The organism is Streptomyces sp. NPDC004327 (genome assembly GCF_042873935.1).
Classification (GTDB): Bacteria; Actinomycetota; Actinomycetes; order Streptomycetales; family Streptomycetaceae; genus Streptomyces.
Window position 1 is genome coordinate 318,438 of record NZ_JBIAME010000012.1, and the last position, 15,367, is coordinate 333,804.

Sequence of the window (15,367 nt, forward strand, 5' to 3'; positions counted from 1 at the left end):
CGCACGGGAGATTCCCGCACGGGCGAGCCGCGCACGGGTGAGTCCCGGACCGGCGAGCCGAGGACCGGCGGCTCCCGGACCGGCGATTCCCGCATGGGCGATTCCCGCATGGCCGAGTCCTGTCCGGGCGAGTCCCGTCCGGGCGGGGACGTCCCGAAGAGCGGTGAGCCCTCGCGGGGCGGCGGCGGCGAGCCGCCGGCCGGTGACACGGGCGCGGGCGGCGTGGGCGGCGTGGACGACTCGCGGCTCGGCCGGGCCAGGGCCCGGCGCGCCCGGGCGGCGCGCGAGGCGCGTGAGGCACGGGAGACCACCGACCGGATCGACGGACCGGTGGCGGACGGCGCGAGCATCGGGAGGGGCCGCTTGGGGGTGACGTACAAGTACTTCGGCGCGCCGGACGGCGCGACCGCGGCCCGCGTCCCGATCTCGATGCGTCCCGAGGAACTCGGCGGCGACGAGCTCGGCATGGGCGGCATGTTCTCCCGGATCAAGCCGGAGACCATAGCCGCGATGGTCCTCACCGGCATCCAGGGCATGCCCCTGCACAAGGTCCCTCCGCTCGAACTCGTCGTCCTGCACCCCGACTACGCCGTGGTGAAGCTGCCGATGACCGCCGTCGACCCGCTCCGCGGCATCGGCGAGGAGTCGGTCGGCGCCGCCGCCTTCATCTGGTCGACGGTCCCCGACCGCGGCGGCCCGCAGGACGCGTTCAACGTCTACCGGCTGCTCCACGAATGGCAGGACTTCAGCCACCGTCTGCACGAGGCGGGCCACCAGCCGTACTGCCTGGTGTGGCCGTAGCGCCCGCCAGCTGACGCGCCGAGGCGAGCCGGTAGGGGACGTCGATGACCACGACGTTCTTCATGAACAGCAGCCGGGCCTTGAGCCGCAGCGCGCTCTGGTTGTGCAGCGGCTGCTCCCACCAGTGGCCGACCACGTACTCGGGGATGACCACCGACACGACCGAGTCGGCGCCGCGTTCCGGCGCGTCTCTGATGTGCCGCAGGACCGGCTGCACGATCGAGCGGTAGGGGGAGTTCAGGACCGTCAGCGGCACGTCGATGCCGTGCTCCTGCCACGCGGCCTCCAGCGCCTCCGCCGCGGCCGGGTCCTCGGCGACGGTGACGGCGGCGAGCGTGGCGGGCTTCAGCGTCTTCGCGTACGACAGGGCGCGCAGGCTCGGCGCGTTGACCGAGGCGACGAGGACGAGGACGTGGTTCTCGGCGAGCGGGCGTGGATGGGCGCCGGGCGCGATGGCGACCTCGGCGGCGACGGTGTCGTAGTGACGGCGCACCCGCTTCATGCCGGCGAAGAGCAGCGGCATCGCGATGACGACGATCCAGGCGCCGTGCGTGAACTTGGTGACGAGGACGATCACGAGCACGACGGCCGTCAGGCAGGCGCCGAAGGCGTTGATGGCGAGCCGGCGCAGGACGTGGACCCGGGCCGCGGCGCCCTCCGGTGTGCCGGCCCGGTCGGCGAGTTCTCGCCGCCAGTGCTTGACCATGCCGGCCTGGGACAGGGTGAAGGAGACGAAGACGCCCAGGATGTAGAGCTGGATGAGGCGCGTGAGGTTGGCGTCGAAGGCCACGATCAGGGCGATCGCGGTCAGGGCCAGGAGGATGACGCCGTTGGAGTAGACGAGCCGGTCGCCGCGGTGGACGAGCTGGTGGGGCACGAAGCGGTCGCGCCCCAGGACGGAGGCGAGCATCGGGAAGCCGTTGAAGGCGGTGTTGGCCGCCAGGACGAGGACGCCCGCGGTGACGGCCTGGAGGGCGTAGAAGAGGACGTGCCAGTCGCCGAAGGTGGCGCGGCCGATCTGGGCGAGCGCGGTCGAGGTCGGCGTGCCGGGCGGCAGCCCCAGCTGGGCGGGGTCCTCGGCGACGTGCACGTCGTAGACCATCGCGAGCGTCGTGATGCCGAAGAACATGGTCGCGGAGAACCCGCCCATGACCGCCAGCGTCATGGCGGCGTTTCGGCTCTTGGGCTTCTCGAAGGCCGGTACGCCGTTGCTGATCGCCTCGACGCCGGTGAGCGCGGTGCAGCCGGACGCGAAGGCGCGCAGGCCGAGCAGGACGAGCGCGATGCCGGAGTACGCGGAGACCGCGTGGACCGGCAGGTCCGCCGACTCGGCCCGGATGGTGGCGCCGTTCGCCATCCGCACCGCCGCGACCGCGAACATCACGTAGATCACCGTGATGAAGGCGTACGTCGGCACGGCGAACCAGCGGCCCGACTCGCGCACCCCGCGCAGGTTCATCCAGGCCAGCAGGATGACGAAGCCGACGGAGAGCAGCGTCGCGTGGTCGCTGAGCGCGGGCGCGGCGGAGGTGATCGCGGCGACGCCGGAGACGACGGAGACGGCGACGGTCATCACGTAGTCGATCAGCAGCGCGCTCGCGGCGGTGAGCGCCGCCGTCGTGCCCAGGTTCTCCTTGGAGACGACATAGGCCCCGCCGCCGCCCGGGTAGGCGTAGCAGGTCTGCCGGTACGAGGCGACCACGACGAGCAGCAGCACGACGATGCCGATCGCCGCCCACCAGGCCAGATGCCGCACGGCGAGGCCGCCGAGCGCCAGGATCAGCAGGATCTCCTCGGTGGCGTAGGCGACGGAGGAGAGCGGGTCGCTGCAGAAGATCGGCAGGGCGAGCCGCTTGGGCAGCAGGGTCTCGCCGAGCCGCGCGCTGTCCAAAGGACGTCCGACGAGCAGGCGTTTCGCCACGTTTCCGGCTCTCATAAGTGATGAAGTTAGGACGAATCGGATCTCCTGCACGGAAGCCGCGCCCGCCGGCGCCCGCCCCGCCCGAGGAAGGACCTGATGTGCTGAGCGCTCTCCCCACCGCCCGCCCGATGAAGATCGGCGAGGTCGCGGAACGGACCGGACTCCCCCTGCGCACCATCCGCCAGTACGAGGACACCGGCCTGGTCGTCCCCTCCGCCGCGTCCGAGGGCGGCTTCCCGCTCTACACGGACGCCGACGTCGCCCGTCTGACGGTCATCCGCCGCATGAAGCCCCTCGGCTTCACCCTCGACGAGACCCGCGACCTCCTCACCGCCCTCGACCACCTCACCACCGCCTCCCCCGACCTCCCTCCGGAAACCCGGGCCGCCCTGGTCGCCCGCGTGCGCCGCTACGAGGAGGCGGCGAGGAAGCGCGTGGCGGAACTGCGCGCGCAACTGGCGAGGGCGGAGGAGTTCGCGGGATCGCTGGGGGGCTGGGTGGGGTAGGGGGTGGCGAGCCGGGGGTGGGGGTGGCTGGCCGCCTACGAGCGGGGGACTGCGCCCCGGGCCCACGGCGTCGTGGGCCCACGGCGCCCACGACGCACGTCGCCCATGGGGCCGGGCCCACCCCGAGCGGCGCCTACGCCCCGGCGTCCAACGCCTCCGCCACCACCCGGAAGAACCCCGCGTACGCCCCCGCACTCGGCGGCGTCTCCGGATTCCACGGCACCAGCGCCGCCCCCGCCGGCACCCGATGCGGCGGCACCGCGTTCGCCCGGCTGTCGAACAGCACCAGGTCCGCCCCGAGCCCGACGGCGTACTCCCAGTCCGTGGCCAGCCAGTTCGCACCCGGCCCCGCCCCCGGCTCCACGAACCGCACCCCGAGCTCCGCGAGCCGCGCCAGCTCGGGCCAGGCGTGCGGCCGCGCCAGGTGCACCTGCTCCGGGCCCGCGCCCGACAGCGCGAGCACCCGCACCGCGCCGCGCCCGGCGGCAGCCCGTACCGCCGCCTCCGCGTCGGCCGCCGTCGCCCCGGCGTCACCGGCCGCCCGCTCATCCCCGCCCGCACTCAGACCCCTGCCCGCACCCGCACCCGCGCCCGCACCCAGGGCCTCGCCCAGCTCCGCGAAGCGCCCGACGATCGCGGGCAGCGACCGCTCGTAGCTCACGGACAGCGTGACCAGCGGCGCGCCGAGCCGCTCAGCGAACGCCTCGTCCAGCGCGTACGGGCTCTTGCCGTCGTACGTCACGTCCACGACCAGGTCCGCGCCGCCCAGCTCCCCGATCCGCGCCGCCGCCGCCTCGTCGAGGGCCCGCCCGGGGCCCAGGTACGGCACCTCCGCCGCAGCGAGCCCGCCCGCCTTGACGGGGTCGAGGAGCTCGCCGTCGTGCCCGGAGCCGTAGACGGCGACCGGCCGCACGCCCAGGTCGAGCAGGGCCGCTCCGGCCCGTACGTACGCCACCACCCGCTCCGGCCGGCGCCCCGCCGTCAGGGCCGCGCCCCGGTCGTCCGTGAATCCCCACCCGCCCGTGCCCGCGTCCGTGCTCGCGTCCGCCATGTCCGACATGCGGCTGCTCCTCCCCGGCCGGAAATCTCCGTCCCCGCCACCTTGGGACGGTTCCGCGGCCCGCACAAGAGGGCCTCCGAAGGGTCCTCGCCCCCTGCCGAAAGACCCCCAGGGTGGTGTTAACTGAACAGGTCGGGAGGAAGCAGTAGGAACCGTCTCGCGCCCCCGGAGTCAGCCATGATCTTGCCCGGCCAGTTCACGGACGCCCGCGTGCTCACCCTCATCGGCCTGCTGGCCGTCTCCGCCGCCGTGTGGGTGGCCCTCGGCCTGCGCGGTCGCACCCGCCGCGACCGGGCCGCCGCCCCGCTGGAGCGGGTCTGGCACCCACAGGAGTCGGTGGCCCTCACCCCGGCCGAGGAACGGGCCTTCGACCAGGTCGTCTCCCGCCTGTCGCGCGGCACGGCGGGCCGCCTGCGCTGAGGCCGCCGTACGACCGGGCGCGCTCAGCCGGCCGCCGCCCACGCCCGCGGGTCCCGCCCCGTCGTCGCGAGCAGCCGCTCGAACGCGGACGCGGCAACGCCGTCGTCCGGCAGCGCCACCGCCTCCCCGAAGACCCCCGCCTTCCGGGCCATCGGCGCCATCCGCGCCACCTCGTCGGCCAGCTCCGCCACGACCACCGGGTCCGGCGCGAAGGGCCGGCCGGTGGCCCGGGCCAGGTCCCACCCGTGCACGGTCAGGTCGAGCAGCACCATCGCGCCGACCGTCCGCGCCGGGAGGTCCATCGCCCCGGTGGTCCCCTCGTCCGCGCCGGGCGCGGCCCACGCGGCGACGAGCGCGTCGGCCTCCGCCGCGAAGCGGTCCCGCCAGTCCGGTTCGGCCAGGTAGTCGGGCTGACGGGAGAAGTCGGAGGGCTGCTTGGCGGCGAGCAGCCGGAAGTTCTCGACGACGAGGAGAAGGTGGTTGAGCAGGCCGCGCACGTCGTACTCGGCACAGGGCGTGGCCGCGCCCAGCTCGTCGTCGGCGGTACCGCGTACCAGGGGGACGGCCGTGGCGGCGGCGGTACGGAGCAGATCGGCGATGCGGTGGGTCATGCACCGACGCTACGAACCGCGCCCGCGTCCCGTCTTGAAGAAACGCGCCACGGAGGACACGATGCGCCATATGAACGCCCCCGGCCCCGGCCCCGCACCCGGCCCGCGCCGTGACACGCGGGGCATCGTGGACCCCGCCGAGCTCCTGGCCCGCGTCCGCTTCCGCCGTCATCTCCCGGCTCCCGCGCTCCGCCCGTACCTGGAGCACTACTGGCTGATCGACTGGGACCTGAGCGAGCCGTACGCGTCCCATGTCGTCCCGCACCCGTCGGTGAACGTCGTCTTCGAGCGGACCGACGAGCCCGGCGGTTCCGGCGGCTCCCCCGACTCCCGGGACTCGGGGACCGGCATCGGCGCCGGCGACTCCGCCGTGATCTCGGGCATCGGCCTCGAACTCTTCACCAGGAAGCTCGCGGGGACGGGCCGGGTCTGCGGCGTGCAGTTCCGCCCGGGCGGCTTCCGCCCCTTCGCGCCGGCGCTGCCGGTCTCGCACTGGACGGGCCGGATCGCGCCGCTCGCCGAGGCGTTCCCGGACCTGGGGCCCGGCGACCCGGCCCGCGTGCTCGCGCCCGCCGACGACCACGCGCGCGTGGCGGCACTCGACGCGTTCCTGCTGGCCCACGGCCCCGCCGACGACCCGGCCGCCGACGAGGCGATGGCCCTGGTCGACCTGGTCCGCACGGACCGCACGGTCCGCCGGGTGTCCGCCCTCGCCCGCACCGCCGGGCTCTCCGCGCGCTCGCTCCAGCGGCTGTTCGCGTCGTACGTGGGCGTCGGCCCCAAGTGGGTCATCCTCCGCTACCGCATCCACGAGGCCCTGGAACGCGCCGAGTCCGGCTCCCCCGCCACGCCGGCCACCGCTCCGGCCACCGCAACGGTCACCACGCCGGCCGCCGCTCCGGTCGCCGCTCCCCCGGACTGGGCGCGGCTGGCCGCCGAACTCGGCTACAGCGACCAGGCCCATCTCGTACGGGACTTCACGGCGACGGTCGGGGTCCCGCCGAGTGCGTACGCGCGGGCGTTGTCAGACCCGTGACCTAGGGTGCGGCCATGGAGACCACACGCACCTCCGTACGCCTCGAACCCTGGTCCGACGGGGACTTCGACCTGCTGCGGGCCATGAACGCGCCGGAGCTGATGACCCATCTCGGCGGCCCGGAGACCGACGAGAAGCTCGCCGACCGCCAGCGGCGGTACGTGGCGATCTGCGCCGACGCCGAGCGGCCCGGCGGCATGTTCCGGATCGTCGTGCTGCCGGAGGGGATACCGGCCGGCGGCATCGGCTTCTGGGAGTCCGAGATGGACGGCGAGCCCGTCTACGAGACGGGCTGGACGGTCCTGCCCGGCTTCCAGGGCCGGGGCGTCGCCACGGCCGCCACCCGCGTCGTGGTGGAACGGGCCCGCGCCGAGGGCCGGTTCCGCCATCTGCACGCCCTCCCCTCGACGGAGAACGGGCCGTCGAACGCGGTGTGCCGCAAGGCCGGCTTCACCCTCCTCGGCGAGGAGGAGCTGGAGTACCCGCCGGGCCGCCCGATGCAGTGCAACAACTGGCGGCTCGACCTCGCGGCCGACGTCCCTACGGAGCCAGGGGCCTGAGCTCGCGGCTGAAGTTGAAGGCCACGATGTCGAAGCGCTCGCGCAGATAGAAGCGGTGCGCTCCGGTGCGGTGCGTGCCCGAGTCCAGGTTGAGTTCGTGGCAGCCGGCCGCGCGGGCGCGCCCCTCCAGATGGGCGACCAGCGCCTGGCCCACTCCGGTGGAGCGGGCGGTCTCCCGGGTCACCAGGTCGTCCACGTACAGGTTCTTCAGCGAGCTGGTGTTGACGACGATCCGCCATCCGGCCACGCCCACGCACTGCCCGTCGTCCGCGTACGCGGCGGTGAAGCGCAGGCCCTGCGCGTGGCCCTCGGCGTAGACGTCCCGGAAGAGCTCGGGCGTGAGGTGCGGACGCAGCTCGCGCAGCACGGGCAGCAGCTCGGTCTCCAGACGGGGATCGCCGGGCTCAAGGTCGATGATCTTCATGCGGCGACGGTATCGCGGGAGACCCCCCGGCGCAGGGCCTCGTCACGGGCCCTCGTGGATCACCGTCACGGGCCCTCGCGGACGACCGTCACGGGCCCTCGCGGACGACCGTCACGGGCCCTCGCGGACGACCGTCGCGGGGCTTCGGTCCCCGTCGCGGGGTCCCGGTGAGCCACCGTCGCGGGGCCCTCATGGACCACCGACGCGGGCTGCTCATCGATCCCGTCGCCGGCCCCGGTGAGCCACCGTCGCGGGGCCCTCGTGGGTCCCGTCGCGGGAGGCCCCGCCCCGCCGGAATTCCCTGGCCGAGCCCGCGCACCCGGTGACATCCTGTCCCCGTGAACGGACCGGAGATCCAGATCAGCTTCGCCCCCGGCCTGCGGCTCTTCGTCGCGGCGGAACGGCGCTCGGGGCACACCGCCGTGACCACCGACGGCGTCTCGTCGCTCGGGCACGTCGTGGAGTCGCTGGGCGTGCCGCTCACCGAGGCCGGGCGGCTGCTCGTGGACGGCCGGCCCGTCGACCCGTCGCACGTGCCGGCGGCCGGCGAGACGATCGACGTGGAGGGCGTCGAGCGCCCCCAGGCGGTGCCCGGCGCGCCGCTGCGCTTCCTCCTCGACGTGCACCTGGGCACGCTCGCCCGCCGGCTCCGCCTGCTCGGCGTCGACGCCGCGTACGAGAGCGAGGACATCGGCGACCCGGCGCTCGCCACGCGCTCCGCGCAGGAGCGGCGCGTGATGCTGTCGCGGGACCGTGGGCTGCTGCGCCGCCGCGAGCTGTGGGCGGGCGCGTACGTCTACAGCGACCGGCCCGACGACCAGCTGCGCGACGTCCTGGAACGCTTCGCGCCGCGCCTCGCGCCCTGGACCCGCTGCACGGCGTGCAACGGGCCGCTGACCGACGCCGACAAGGACGCGGTGCGCGACCAGCTGGAGACGGGCACGCAGAAGTCGTACGACGTCTTCGCGCGCTGCACCGAGTGCGGCCGGGTGTACTGGCGCGGCGCTCACCACGCCCGCCTGGAGGCGATCGTCACGGACGCGGTCCGCGAGTTCGGCGGCGCGACCGCCTGACCCGGCCCCTCGGCCCCTCGGGCCGTCCGGGCCGCCGGGCCGCACGGGCCGCACGGGCCGTCCGGCCGGGGGCTAGTCGAACTCGCCTGACCTCAGCCGCTCGATCTGACGCGCGCTCCGTTCGACGGTGCGCCGCATGTGCGTGGTGAGCAGGGCCAGTTCGGCGTCGCTGTAGTCGTCGAAGAGATCGCCCCAGGTGCCGTTGAGGCGCCGCCAGAACGCGCCGAGCTCGGCCATCCGCTCGGGCACGGCGGCCACCATGACCCGGCGCCGGTCCTCCGCGTCCCGCTCGCGCCGGACGTAGCCGGCCCGTTCGAGCCGGTCGACGAGCCGGGTGGCGGAACCGGTGGTGAGCCCGGTGAGCTCGGCGACCCGCCCGATGGTGACCGGCTCCTGCTCCAGGCTGAGCAGGTTGAGGCACTGCACGTCGGTCGGGTGCAGGCGCAGACGGTCGGCGACGGCCTGGTTGAACAGGGCGTAGGCGGCCATGGAGCGGCGGGCCTCGCCGTGCAACTCGGCCATCAGCGCGTCCCTGCGGGCGGTGTTCTGCTGCGGCATGCAGAGAGTGTACGAAGCAGCGACCGGACGGAAGGCCGCCCGCACCGGTAGCGCCGGCAGCCCGCGCCGTGGGCCTCGACACCCTCGCCACGTGACACCCGACCCGTGTGACGCCCCTGTCGGCCCTGTCCGCGTGACGCGTCCGGCTCGCGTGACTCCCCGGCCCTGCCTACGGCGCCTCCGCCGTCAGATACCGCTGCACGGTCGGCCCCAGCCAGGCCACCACCTCTTCACGGGTCATCTCGACGGCGGGCGGCAGCCTCAGCACGTAGCGCGTCAGCGCCATGCCCATGATCTGCGAGGCGGCGAGCGCCGCGCGGCGCGGCGCCTCGGCCGGGACGGGGCAGACGCCGCGGGTGACCGGGCCCAGCTGCTCGGCGAAGATCGCCTGGATCCGCTCGGCCCCGGCGGCGTTGGTGACGCCGACCCGCAGCATGCCGGTCAGCACGTCGTCGCGCTCCCAGCGGTCCAGGAAGTGCTCGACCAGGGTGGCGCCGACGTGCCGGGCCGGCAGCGCGCCGAGCTCGGGTATGTCCAGCTCGATCGCGGAGGCCGCGGCAAACAGCCCCTCCTTGTTGCCGTAGTAGCGCATGACCATCGACGGGTCGATCCCGGCGTCGCGGGCGATGGCCCGGATGGTCGCGCGCTCGTACCCCTCGGCGGCGAAGCGCTCGCGGGCGGCTTCGAGGATCGCGTTGCGGGTGGCGTCGGAGCGGCGTGCGGTCGTCATGCCAACAACTGTAGGCCAACGAGTGTTGACACGCCAGCAGCCTCCGGCCTACATTTGCCAACAAGCGTTGACCAACAGTCGTTGGCCAACGAGCGTAGGCATGAAGACACAGGCACGCAGGCACCCCCTGGAGGCAGCGATGAGCACCACGGGCAGCACGGGCACCACCACCTCTCCCACTCCTGCGCACGACACCGACGTCCTCGTCGTCGGCGCCGGCCCGACCGGGCTCCTGCTCGCCGGGGACCTCGCGGCCACCGGCCTGCGGGTCACGCTCGTCGAGCGCCGCGCCGCCGGGATGAGCAACCTGACCCGCGCCTTCGCCGTGCACGCCCGCACGCTCGAACAGCTCGACGCCCGCGGCCTCGCCGACGAGCTGGTCGCCACCGGCACCCGGCTCGACCGGCTCCGCCTCTTCGGCCGCGCCGCCCTCGACCTCTCGGGCCTGCGCTCCCGCTTCCCGTTCCTGCTCATCACCCCGCAGTACGAGGTGGAGCGCCTTCTGGAGCGCCGGGCGGTATCCGCGGGCGTGCGGTTCCGGTACGGGACGGAGCTGCGCGGCCTGCGCCAGGACGCCGACTCGGTCACCGCCGAACTGGCCGGCCCCGCCGAGCCCGCCGAACCCACGGAACCCACCGAGCCCACCGACTCTGCCGGCCCCGGACCCACGACCGTCCGCGCCCGCTATCTGGTCGGCACCGACGGCGTGCGCAGCGCCGTGCGCGGCGCGCTCGGCCTGCCCTTCCCGGGCGCCTCCGTGATCCGCTCCCTCGTCCTCGCGGACGTCCGGCTCGACCGGAAGCCCGAGGACCTGCTGACCGTCGCCGCGGGCGGCGACTGCTTCGCCTTCATCGCCCCCTTCGGCGACGGCTGGTACCGGGTGATGGGCTGGGACCGCACCCGCGAGCTCCCCGACGACGCGCCCGTCGACCTCGAAGACGTCCGGACGATCGCCCGCCGCGCCCTCGGCTCCGACTACGGCATGCACGACGCCCGCTGGGTCTCCCGCTTCCACAGCGACGAGCGCCAGGCCCCCGCCTACCGCTCGGGCCGCGTCTTCCTCGCCGGCGACGCCGCTCACGTCCACTCACCCGCGGGCGGCCAGGGCATGAACACCGGCCTCCAGGACGCCGCCAACCTCTCCTGGAAGCTCGCCGCCGTCCTCCGCGGCGAGGCGTCCGACCCCGAGGCCCTGCTCGACAGCTACCAGGCCGAGCGCCACCCCATCGGCGCCCGCGTGCTGCGCAGCAGCGGCGCCATCATCAGGCTCGCCATGGCCCACACCCCGCTCCGGCGCACCGCCCGCGCGGTCGCCGCCCGGATCCTCGGCAGCGTCAGGCCCGTCGCCGCCCGTGCCATGGGCCAGATCAGCGGCATCGGCATCTCCTACGGCCCCGGCGCGCGCCGCGTCCCCGATCTGAGCCTGCGCGAGGGCCGGCTCTACGAGCTGCTGCGCAAGGGCGAGTTCGTCCTGGTCGCCCCCGAGGGCACCGACCCGACCCTGCCCCGTACGGCACCGGTCGCGCCGGACCACGTCATACGCGCCACCTGGGCGAACCCGGCCCGCCGCGACATACTCCTGGTCCGCCCCGACGGCTACACGGCCGCGTAGCCACCCGGGCCACGACCCCGACCCCCGGCCCCGAACCGGGCGTCGGCCCCAGCCCCGAACCCGGACGCGGACGCGGCGTCGGACCCGGCCCCGGACCCGGACCCGGCCCCGGACCCGAACCGAGTGCCGGCCCCAGCCCCGGGCCAGGACCCACCCCCGTCCCGTCCCGTCCCGTCCCGTCAGAAGACGTACGGGTCGCCGGTGGCGAGGACCAGGACGCGGTGGCGGTCGTTCTGCGGATTGCGGTCGGCGACGCCGTCGCGCCACGCGGTCCGGATGTCCACGGTCAGCTCGTCCGGGCGGCCCGCGGTCCGCAGGGCGAGCGCGAGCTCGCCGGCCGCCCCGGCCGCCCGCAGCCCGCCCGTACGGCAGGAGACCACCCGGTCGCTGCTCCACAGGCAGGCCGGCGGCAGCTCCTGGCCGCCCGCCATCGGCACCGAGAAGGCGATCCGGACGGTCGCCTGCGAGACGTCCGAGGGGCCGTGGTTCTCACTGACCAGCCAGACGGCGAGCCGCCCGTCCCAGAGGGAGAGATGACCGTGGTGGGACAGATCCGCCTCAGGGCCGGCGGCCTGGGCGCCCGGGCCGGTACCGGTCACCAAGGCAGCGGCCAGGGCCGCGCCGAGCAGCGCCTTGCGCATCGCACTCATGACCCGAAGATACCGATTGATACCCATATGCCCTGACCATCCATCAGTCGCGTGTCCCGTGACACCCTTCCCCCATGCTGATCGCCCGCTCCGCCCTCCTCTTCGTCGTCGCCGCCCTCTTCGAGATCGGCGGCGCCTGGCTCGTCTGGCAGGGCGTACGCGAACACCGCGGGTGGATCTGGATCGGCGCCGGCATGCTCGCCCTCGGCGTCTACGGCTTCGTCGCCACGCTCCAGCCCGACGCCGAGTTCGGCCGCATCCTCGCCGCCTACGGCGGTGTGTTCGTCGCCGGCTCGCTCGCCTGGGGCATGGTCGCCGACGGCTACCGCCCCGACCGCTGGGACGTCACGGGCGCGCTGATCTGCCTCGCCGGCATGGCCGTCATCATGTACGCGCCCCGCGGCCACTGACCGGCGCCCGGCCCGCCCGCCTATCCTGACCAGGCCATCGACACAATCGACCGTACGCGCGAGGAGCACCCCATGACCGCCGCCGGCAAGCCCATCGCCGTCGTCACCGGAGCCAGCAGCGGCATCGGTGCCGCCACCGCCCGGCAGCTCGCCGCCGCCGGCTACCGCGTGGTCCTCACCGCCCGCCGCAAGGACCGCATCGAGGCCCTCGCCGCCGAGATCACCGAGGCCGGCCACCAGGCCACCGCCTACGCCCTCGACGTCACCGACCGCGCCGCCGTCGACGAGTTCGCCACCGCCTTCCGCAGCCTCGCCGTCCTCGTCAACAACGCCGGCGGCGCCCTCGGCGCCGACCCGGTCGCCACCGGCGACCCCGAGGACTGGCGCCGCATGTACGAGGTCAACGTCATCGGCACGCTGAACATGACCCAGGCCCTGCTGCCCGCCCTCACGGCGAGCGGCGACGGCACGGTCGTCGTCCTCTCCTCCACCGCCGGCCACGCCACCTACGAGGGCGGCGCGGGCTACGTCGCCGCCAAGAACGGCGCCCGCGTCCTCGCCGAGACCCTCCGCCTGGAGATCGTCGGCACCCCGGTCCGCGTGATCGAGATCGCCCCCGGCATGGTCAAGACCGAGGAGTTCGCCACCACCCGCTTCGGCGGCGACACCGAGAAGGCCGCCAAGGTCTACGCCGGCGTGGCCGAACCGCTGACCGCCGACGACGTCGCCGACACCATCACCTGGGCCTGCACCCGCCCGCCGCACGTCAACATCGACCTGCTGGTCGTCCGCCCCCGCGCCCAGGCCTCCAACACCAAGGTCCACCGCGAACTCTGACCCGGACGAGTCCCGGCCCGGAGCGCCGCCGGGCCGGGCCCACCCGGCGGTGCTTCACTGACGGCATGCCCTTCGAACGCTACGGCGTACTCTCGGGAACCCTGTACCGCCACTACCGCGACCAGCCCGACAACCAGGGCCGCTGGTTCCACGTCCACGCGGAGGTGGACGCGCCCGGCCGGCGGTACCACTGCGCCATCGACGTCGACAGCCATCAGTCCAACGTCGGCGTCCAGTGGAAGACCTTCGTCCTGGACTCGTCCGCCGTCGGCGCGGCCACCGCCCTCGCCCAGGGCGTCCACGACCTCGCGCCCACCCCGGACTCCGGCGCGCTGGACTATCTGCGCCACCCTGCCCTGGTGGACCGCTCCGGCGTCCTCTTCGAGCGCCGCCCGCCGTCCTGGCTCCAGGAACTGCTCGACCTCTTCGGCTCACGCCCCTGGCAGGCGGGCTCCAACCTGGACGCCGCCACCGCGCTCGAACCGATGCTGACCCCGGGCCGGCACGTCCTCGTCTTCGGCGAACCGTTCGACGACGGCCCCGGGGGCGAGGCCGGCATGCACAACATCCACCAGAACCAGGGCGACCCCGCCGGCTCCCAGTGGTGGCCGGAGAACGGCCCCTGGCAGGACGGCGCCACCCTCACCCAGCGCCCCGACGGCCGCTGGGACGTCTTCCTGAACCGGTTCTCCAGCCAGGCCGACCGCACGGACACCCAGGGCCACCCCCACGCCTGAACGCGACGCGGCGGGGCGCCGCGGGTTCTCACCCGCGGCGCCCCGCCGTTCACCGGACGTCAGCCCTCACCAGGCGTCAGCCCTTCACACAGATGACCTGCTTCAGCTTCGCGACCACCTCGACCAGGTCCCGCTGCTGCTCGATGACCTGCTCGATCGGCTTGTAGGCGCCCGGGATCTCGTCCACGACGCCGGAGTCCTTGCGGCACTCCACGCCCCGCGTCTGCTCCTCCAGGTCCCGGGTCGAGAAGCGCCGCTTCGCCGCGCTCCGGCTCATCCGGCGCCCCGCGCCGTGCGAGGCGGAGTTGAAGGAGGCCACGTTGCCGAGCCCCTTCACGATGTACGAACCGGTGCCCATCGAGCCCGGGATGATCCCGTACTCGCCGGAGCCGGCCCGGATCGCGCCCTTACGGGTGACCAGCAGGTCCAAGCCCTGGTACCGCTCCTCGGCCACGTAGTTGTGGTGGCAGGAGATCACCTGGTCGAAGGTCACCTTCGCCTTGCGGAACTCCCGGCGGACGACCTCCTGGAACAGCGCCATCATGATCGCGCGGTTGTACTGCGCGTACTCCTGCGCCCAGAACAGGTCGTTGCGGTACGCCGCCATCTGCGGGGTGTCCGCGACGAACACCGCGAGGTCGCGGTCGACCAGGCCCTGGTTGTGCGGCAGCTTCTGCGCCTCGCCGATGTGGTGCTCGGCGAGCTCCTTGCCGATGTTCCGGGAGCCGGAGTGCAGCATCAGCCAGACCGCGCCCGTCTCGTCGAGACAGAACTCGACGAAGTGGTTGCCGCTGCCGAGCGTTCCCATCTGCTGCCCCGCCCGTTCGCGGCGGAACTTGACGGAGTCGGCGACGGTGTCGAAGCGCGACCAGAAGTCGTCCCACCCCGCCGTCGGGAACTTGTAGAGCCGCCCCGGGTCCACCGTCTCCCGGTGCATCCCGCGACCCACCGGGATCGCCTGCTCGATCTTCGACCGCAGCCGCGACAGGTCGCCCGGCAGGTCGTTCGCCGTCAGCGACGTCCTGACCGCCGACATGCCGCAGCCGATGTCGACGCCGACCGCCGCCGGGCACACCGCGCCGCGCATGGCGATGACCGAGCCGACCGTGGCGCCCTTGCCGTAGTGCACGTCGGGCATGACGGCCAGGCCCTTGATCCACGGCAGGGTCGACACGTTGTGCAGCTGCCGCATCGCGCCGTCCTCGACGGAGGACGGATCGGTCCACATCCGGATGGGCACCTTCACGCCCGGCACTTCGACGTACGACATACTTCCTACTTCCCCCGAAAAGTCTGATAGCGCAAAAACCGGAGCCAAAGCCCGTACAGGTGACCGCGGACCGGCATCAACGGCCGTGCGTGCGATACACATTGTGTTCACCTCGCCTCGCGGGGCAGCAAACAGTTTTCGGGGGATTCCT

18 protein-coding genes are annotated in these 15,367 nt (G+C 73.8%); 10 read left to right on the forward strand and 8 right to left on the reverse strand.

Going from position 1 to position 15,367, the window contains the following annotated elements:
* Nucleotides 1–222: 222 nt before the first annotated feature.
* The gene (locus ACFYU9_RS34765) at nt 223–801 is read left to right on the forward strand and encodes a hypothetical protein (RefSeq protein WP_389216029.1); all 579 of its coding nucleotides are present in this window, start codon (nt 223–225) and stop codon (nt 799–801) included.
* Here the strand turns inward: ACFYU9_RS34765 and ACFYU9_RS34770 are convergent.
* Entirely contained in the window at nt 746–2,737 is a 1,992-nt protein-coding gene (locus tag ACFYU9_RS34770) for an APC family permease (protein ID WP_389347531.1), read from the reverse strand. The two genes, ACFYU9_RS34765 and ACFYU9_RS34770, sit on opposite strands and share 56 nt — an antisense overlap.
* Nucleotides 2,738–2,850: 113 nt before the next feature.
* Between ACFYU9_RS34770 and ACFYU9_RS34775 the strand changes: the two genes are divergently transcribed.
* The gene (locus tag ACFYU9_RS34775; protein WP_389216026.1) at nt 2,851–3,228 is read left to right on the forward strand and encodes a MerR family transcriptional regulator; all 378 of its coding nucleotides are present in this window, start codon (nt 2,851–2,853) and stop codon (nt 3,226–3,228) included.
* Between the two features lie 133 nt (nt 3,229–3,361).
* Here the strand turns inward: ACFYU9_RS34775 and ACFYU9_RS34780 are convergent, their stop codons facing one another.
* Entirely contained in the window at nt 3,362–4,288 is a 927-nt protein-coding gene (locus tag ACFYU9_RS34780; protein ID WP_389347533.1) for an ABC transporter substrate-binding protein, read from the reverse strand.
* Nucleotides 4,289–4,465: 177 nt separating this feature from the next.
* Between ACFYU9_RS34780 and ACFYU9_RS34785 the strand changes: the two genes are divergently transcribed.
* Nucleotides 4,466–4,708: a hypothetical protein gene (locus tag ACFYU9_RS34785; protein WP_389347535.1), complete on the forward strand. Its 243-nt coding sequence runs from the start codon at nt 4,466–4,468 to the stop codon at nt 4,706–4,708.
* 23 nt (nt 4,709–4,731) lie between these two features.
* Here ACFYU9_RS34785 and ACFYU9_RS34790 read toward each other — a convergent pair whose 3' ends face one another.
* Nucleotides 4,732–5,319, reverse strand: coding sequence for a TIGR03086 family metal-binding protein (locus ACFYU9_RS34790; protein WP_389347537.1), 588 nt, complete (start codon nt 5,317–5,319; stop codon nt 4,732–4,734).
* Between the two features lie 61 nt (nt 5,320–5,380).
* On the opposite strand from ACFYU9_RS34790, the gene ACFYU9_RS34795 reads away from it, so the two are divergent.
* Nucleotides 5,381–6,355, forward strand: coding sequence for a DUF6597 domain-containing transcriptional factor (locus tag ACFYU9_RS34795; RefSeq protein WP_389347539.1), 975 nt, complete (start codon nt 5,381–5,383; stop codon nt 6,353–6,355).
* Nucleotides 6,356–6,369: 14 nt separating this feature from the next.
* A complete protein-coding gene (locus ACFYU9_RS34800; RefSeq protein ID WP_389215217.1) occupies nt 6,370–6,915 on the forward strand; it encodes a GNAT family N-acetyltransferase in 546 nt (181 codons plus the stop codon).
* Here the strand turns inward: ACFYU9_RS34800 and ACFYU9_RS34805 are convergent.
* The gene (locus tag ACFYU9_RS34805) at nt 6,896–7,339 is read right to left on the reverse strand and encodes a GNAT family N-acetyltransferase (RefSeq protein WP_389347541.1); all 444 of its coding nucleotides are present in this window, start codon (nt 7,337–7,339) and stop codon (nt 6,896–6,898) included. The genes ACFYU9_RS34800 and ACFYU9_RS34805 overlap by 20 nt on opposite strands.
* 338 nt (nt 7,340–7,677) lie before the next feature.
* Here ACFYU9_RS34805 and ACFYU9_RS34810 point away from each other — a divergent pair, with 338 nt between their 5' ends.
* Complete coding sequence (locus ACFYU9_RS34810) at nt 7,678–8,412, forward strand: Mut7-C RNAse domain-containing protein (protein WP_389347543.1); 735 nt, start codon at nt 7,678–7,680, stop codon at nt 8,410–8,412.
* Nucleotides 8,413–8,484: 72 nt separating this feature from the next.
* On the opposite strand, the gene ACFYU9_RS34815 is transcribed toward ACFYU9_RS34810, so the two are convergent.
* Both ACFYU9_RS34815 and ACFYU9_RS34820 read right to left on the reverse strand, forming a co-directional pair.
* Nucleotides 8,485–8,970, reverse strand: a complete 486-nt coding sequence (locus tag ACFYU9_RS34815) for a MarR family winged helix-turn-helix transcriptional regulator (protein WP_389347545.1) — start codon at nt 8,968–8,970, stop codon at nt 8,485–8,487.
* Nucleotides 8,971–9,139: 169 nt separating this feature from the next.
* Complete coding sequence (locus ACFYU9_RS34820) at nt 9,140–9,700, reverse strand: TetR family transcriptional regulator (RefSeq protein WP_389215204.1); 561 nt, start codon at nt 9,698–9,700, stop codon at nt 9,140–9,142.
* Between the two features lie 139 nt (nt 9,701–9,839).
* Between ACFYU9_RS34820 and ACFYU9_RS34825 the strand changes: the two genes are divergently transcribed.
* Nucleotides 9,840–11,312 (forward strand): FAD-dependent monooxygenase, encoded by a 1,473-nt coding sequence (locus ACFYU9_RS34825; protein ID WP_389347547.1) that lies wholly within the window; start codon nt 9,840–9,842, stop codon nt 11,310–11,312.
* Between the two features lie 179 nt (nt 11,313–11,491).
* Here the strand turns inward: ACFYU9_RS34825 and ACFYU9_RS34830 are convergent, their stop codons facing one another.
* On the reverse strand, nt 11,492–11,962 hold the full coding sequence (locus ACFYU9_RS34830; protein WP_389215199.1) for a hypothetical protein: 471 nt from the start codon (nt 11,960–11,962) through the stop codon (nt 11,492–11,494).
* 74 nt (nt 11,963–12,036) lie between these two features.
* On the opposite strand from ACFYU9_RS34830, the gene ACFYU9_RS34835 reads away from it, so the two are divergent.
* From ACFYU9_RS34835 to ACFYU9_RS34845, 3 genes are all read left to right on the forward strand, one after another.
* On the forward strand, nt 12,037–12,372 hold the full coding sequence (locus ACFYU9_RS34835; RefSeq protein WP_389347549.1) for a YnfA family protein: 336 nt from the start codon (nt 12,037–12,039) through the stop codon (nt 12,370–12,372).
* Between the two features lie 72 nt (nt 12,373–12,444).
* The gene (locus ACFYU9_RS34840) at nt 12,445–13,209 is read left to right on the forward strand and encodes an SDR family NAD(P)-dependent oxidoreductase (RefSeq protein ID WP_389215193.1); all 765 of its coding nucleotides are present in this window, start codon (nt 12,445–12,447) and stop codon (nt 13,207–13,209) included.
* Nucleotides 13,210–13,274: 65 nt separating this feature from the next.
* Nucleotides 13,275–13,946 (forward strand): DUF2278 family protein, encoded by a 672-nt coding sequence (locus ACFYU9_RS34845; protein WP_389215190.1) that lies wholly within the window; start codon nt 13,275–13,277, stop codon nt 13,944–13,946.
* A 76-nt stretch (nt 13,947–14,022) separates the two neighbouring features.
* On the opposite strand, the gene ACFYU9_RS34850 is transcribed toward ACFYU9_RS34845, so the two are convergent.
* The gene (locus ACFYU9_RS34850) at nt 14,023–15,216 is read right to left on the reverse strand and encodes an RtcB family protein (protein ID WP_389347551.1); all 1,194 of its coding nucleotides are present in this window, start codon (nt 15,214–15,216) and stop codon (nt 14,023–14,025) included.
* Between the last annotated feature and the right edge of the window lie 151 nt (nt 15,217–15,367).

Excerpts from the sequence above, each read along its gene's own strand:
- ACFYU9_RS34770 (WP_389347531.1), bottom strand. The coding sequence starts at position 2,737 with ATGAGAGCCGGAAACGTGGCGAAACGCCTGCTCGTCGGACGTCCTTTG.
- ACFYU9_RS34775 (WP_389216026.1), top strand. The coding sequence starts at position 2,851 with ATGAAGATCGGCGAGGTCGCGGAACGGACCGGACTCCCCCTGCGCACC.
- ACFYU9_RS34780 (WP_389347533.1), bottom strand. The coding sequence starts at position 4,288 with ATGTCGGACATGGCGGACGCGAGCACGGACGCGGGCACGGGCGGGTGG.
- ACFYU9_RS34785 (WP_389347535.1), top strand. The coding sequence starts at position 4,466 with ATGATCTTGCCCGGCCAGTTCACGGACGCCCGCGTGCTCACCCTCATC.
- ACFYU9_RS34790 (WP_389347537.1), bottom strand. The coding sequence starts at position 5,319 with ATGACCCACCGCATCGCCGATCTGCTCCGTACCGCCGCCGCCACGGCC.
- ACFYU9_RS34795 (WP_389347539.1), top strand. The coding sequence starts at position 5,381 with ATGCGCCATATGAACGCCCCCGGCCCCGGCCCCGCACCCGGCCCGCGC.
- ACFYU9_RS34800 (WP_389215217.1), top strand. The coding sequence starts at position 6,370 with ATGGAGACCACACGCACCTCCGTACGCCTCGAACCCTGGTCCGACGGG.
- ACFYU9_RS34805 (WP_389347541.1), bottom strand. The coding sequence starts at position 7,339 with ATGAAGATCATCGACCTTGAGCCCGGCGATCCCCGTCTGGAGACCGAG.
- ACFYU9_RS34815 (WP_389347545.1), bottom strand. The coding sequence starts at position 8,970 with ATGCCGCAGCAGAACACCGCCCGCAGGGACGCGCTGATGGCCGAGTTG.
- ACFYU9_RS34820 (WP_389215204.1), bottom strand. The coding sequence starts at position 9,700 with ATGACGACCGCACGCCGCTCCGACGCCACCCGCAACGCGATCCTCGAA.
- ACFYU9_RS34825 (WP_389347547.1), top strand. The coding sequence starts at position 9,840 with ATGAGCACCACGGGCAGCACGGGCACCACCACCTCTCCCACTCCTGCG.
- ACFYU9_RS34830 (WP_389215199.1), bottom strand. The coding sequence starts at position 11,962 with ATGAGTGCGATGCGCAAGGCGCTGCTCGGCGCGGCCCTGGCCGCTGCC.
- ACFYU9_RS34835 (WP_389347549.1), top strand. The coding sequence starts at position 12,037 with ATGCTGATCGCCCGCTCCGCCCTCCTCTTCGTCGTCGCCGCCCTCTTC.
- ACFYU9_RS34840 (WP_389215193.1), top strand. The coding sequence starts at position 12,445 with ATGACCGCCGCCGGCAAGCCCATCGCCGTCGTCACCGGAGCCAGCAGC.
- ACFYU9_RS34845 (WP_389215190.1), top strand. The coding sequence starts at position 13,275 with ATGCCCTTCGAACGCTACGGCGTACTCTCGGGAACCCTGTACCGCCAC.
- ACFYU9_RS34850 (WP_389347551.1), bottom strand. The coding sequence starts at position 15,216 with ATGTCGTACGTCGAAGTGCCGGGCGTGAAGGTGCCCATCCGGATGTGG.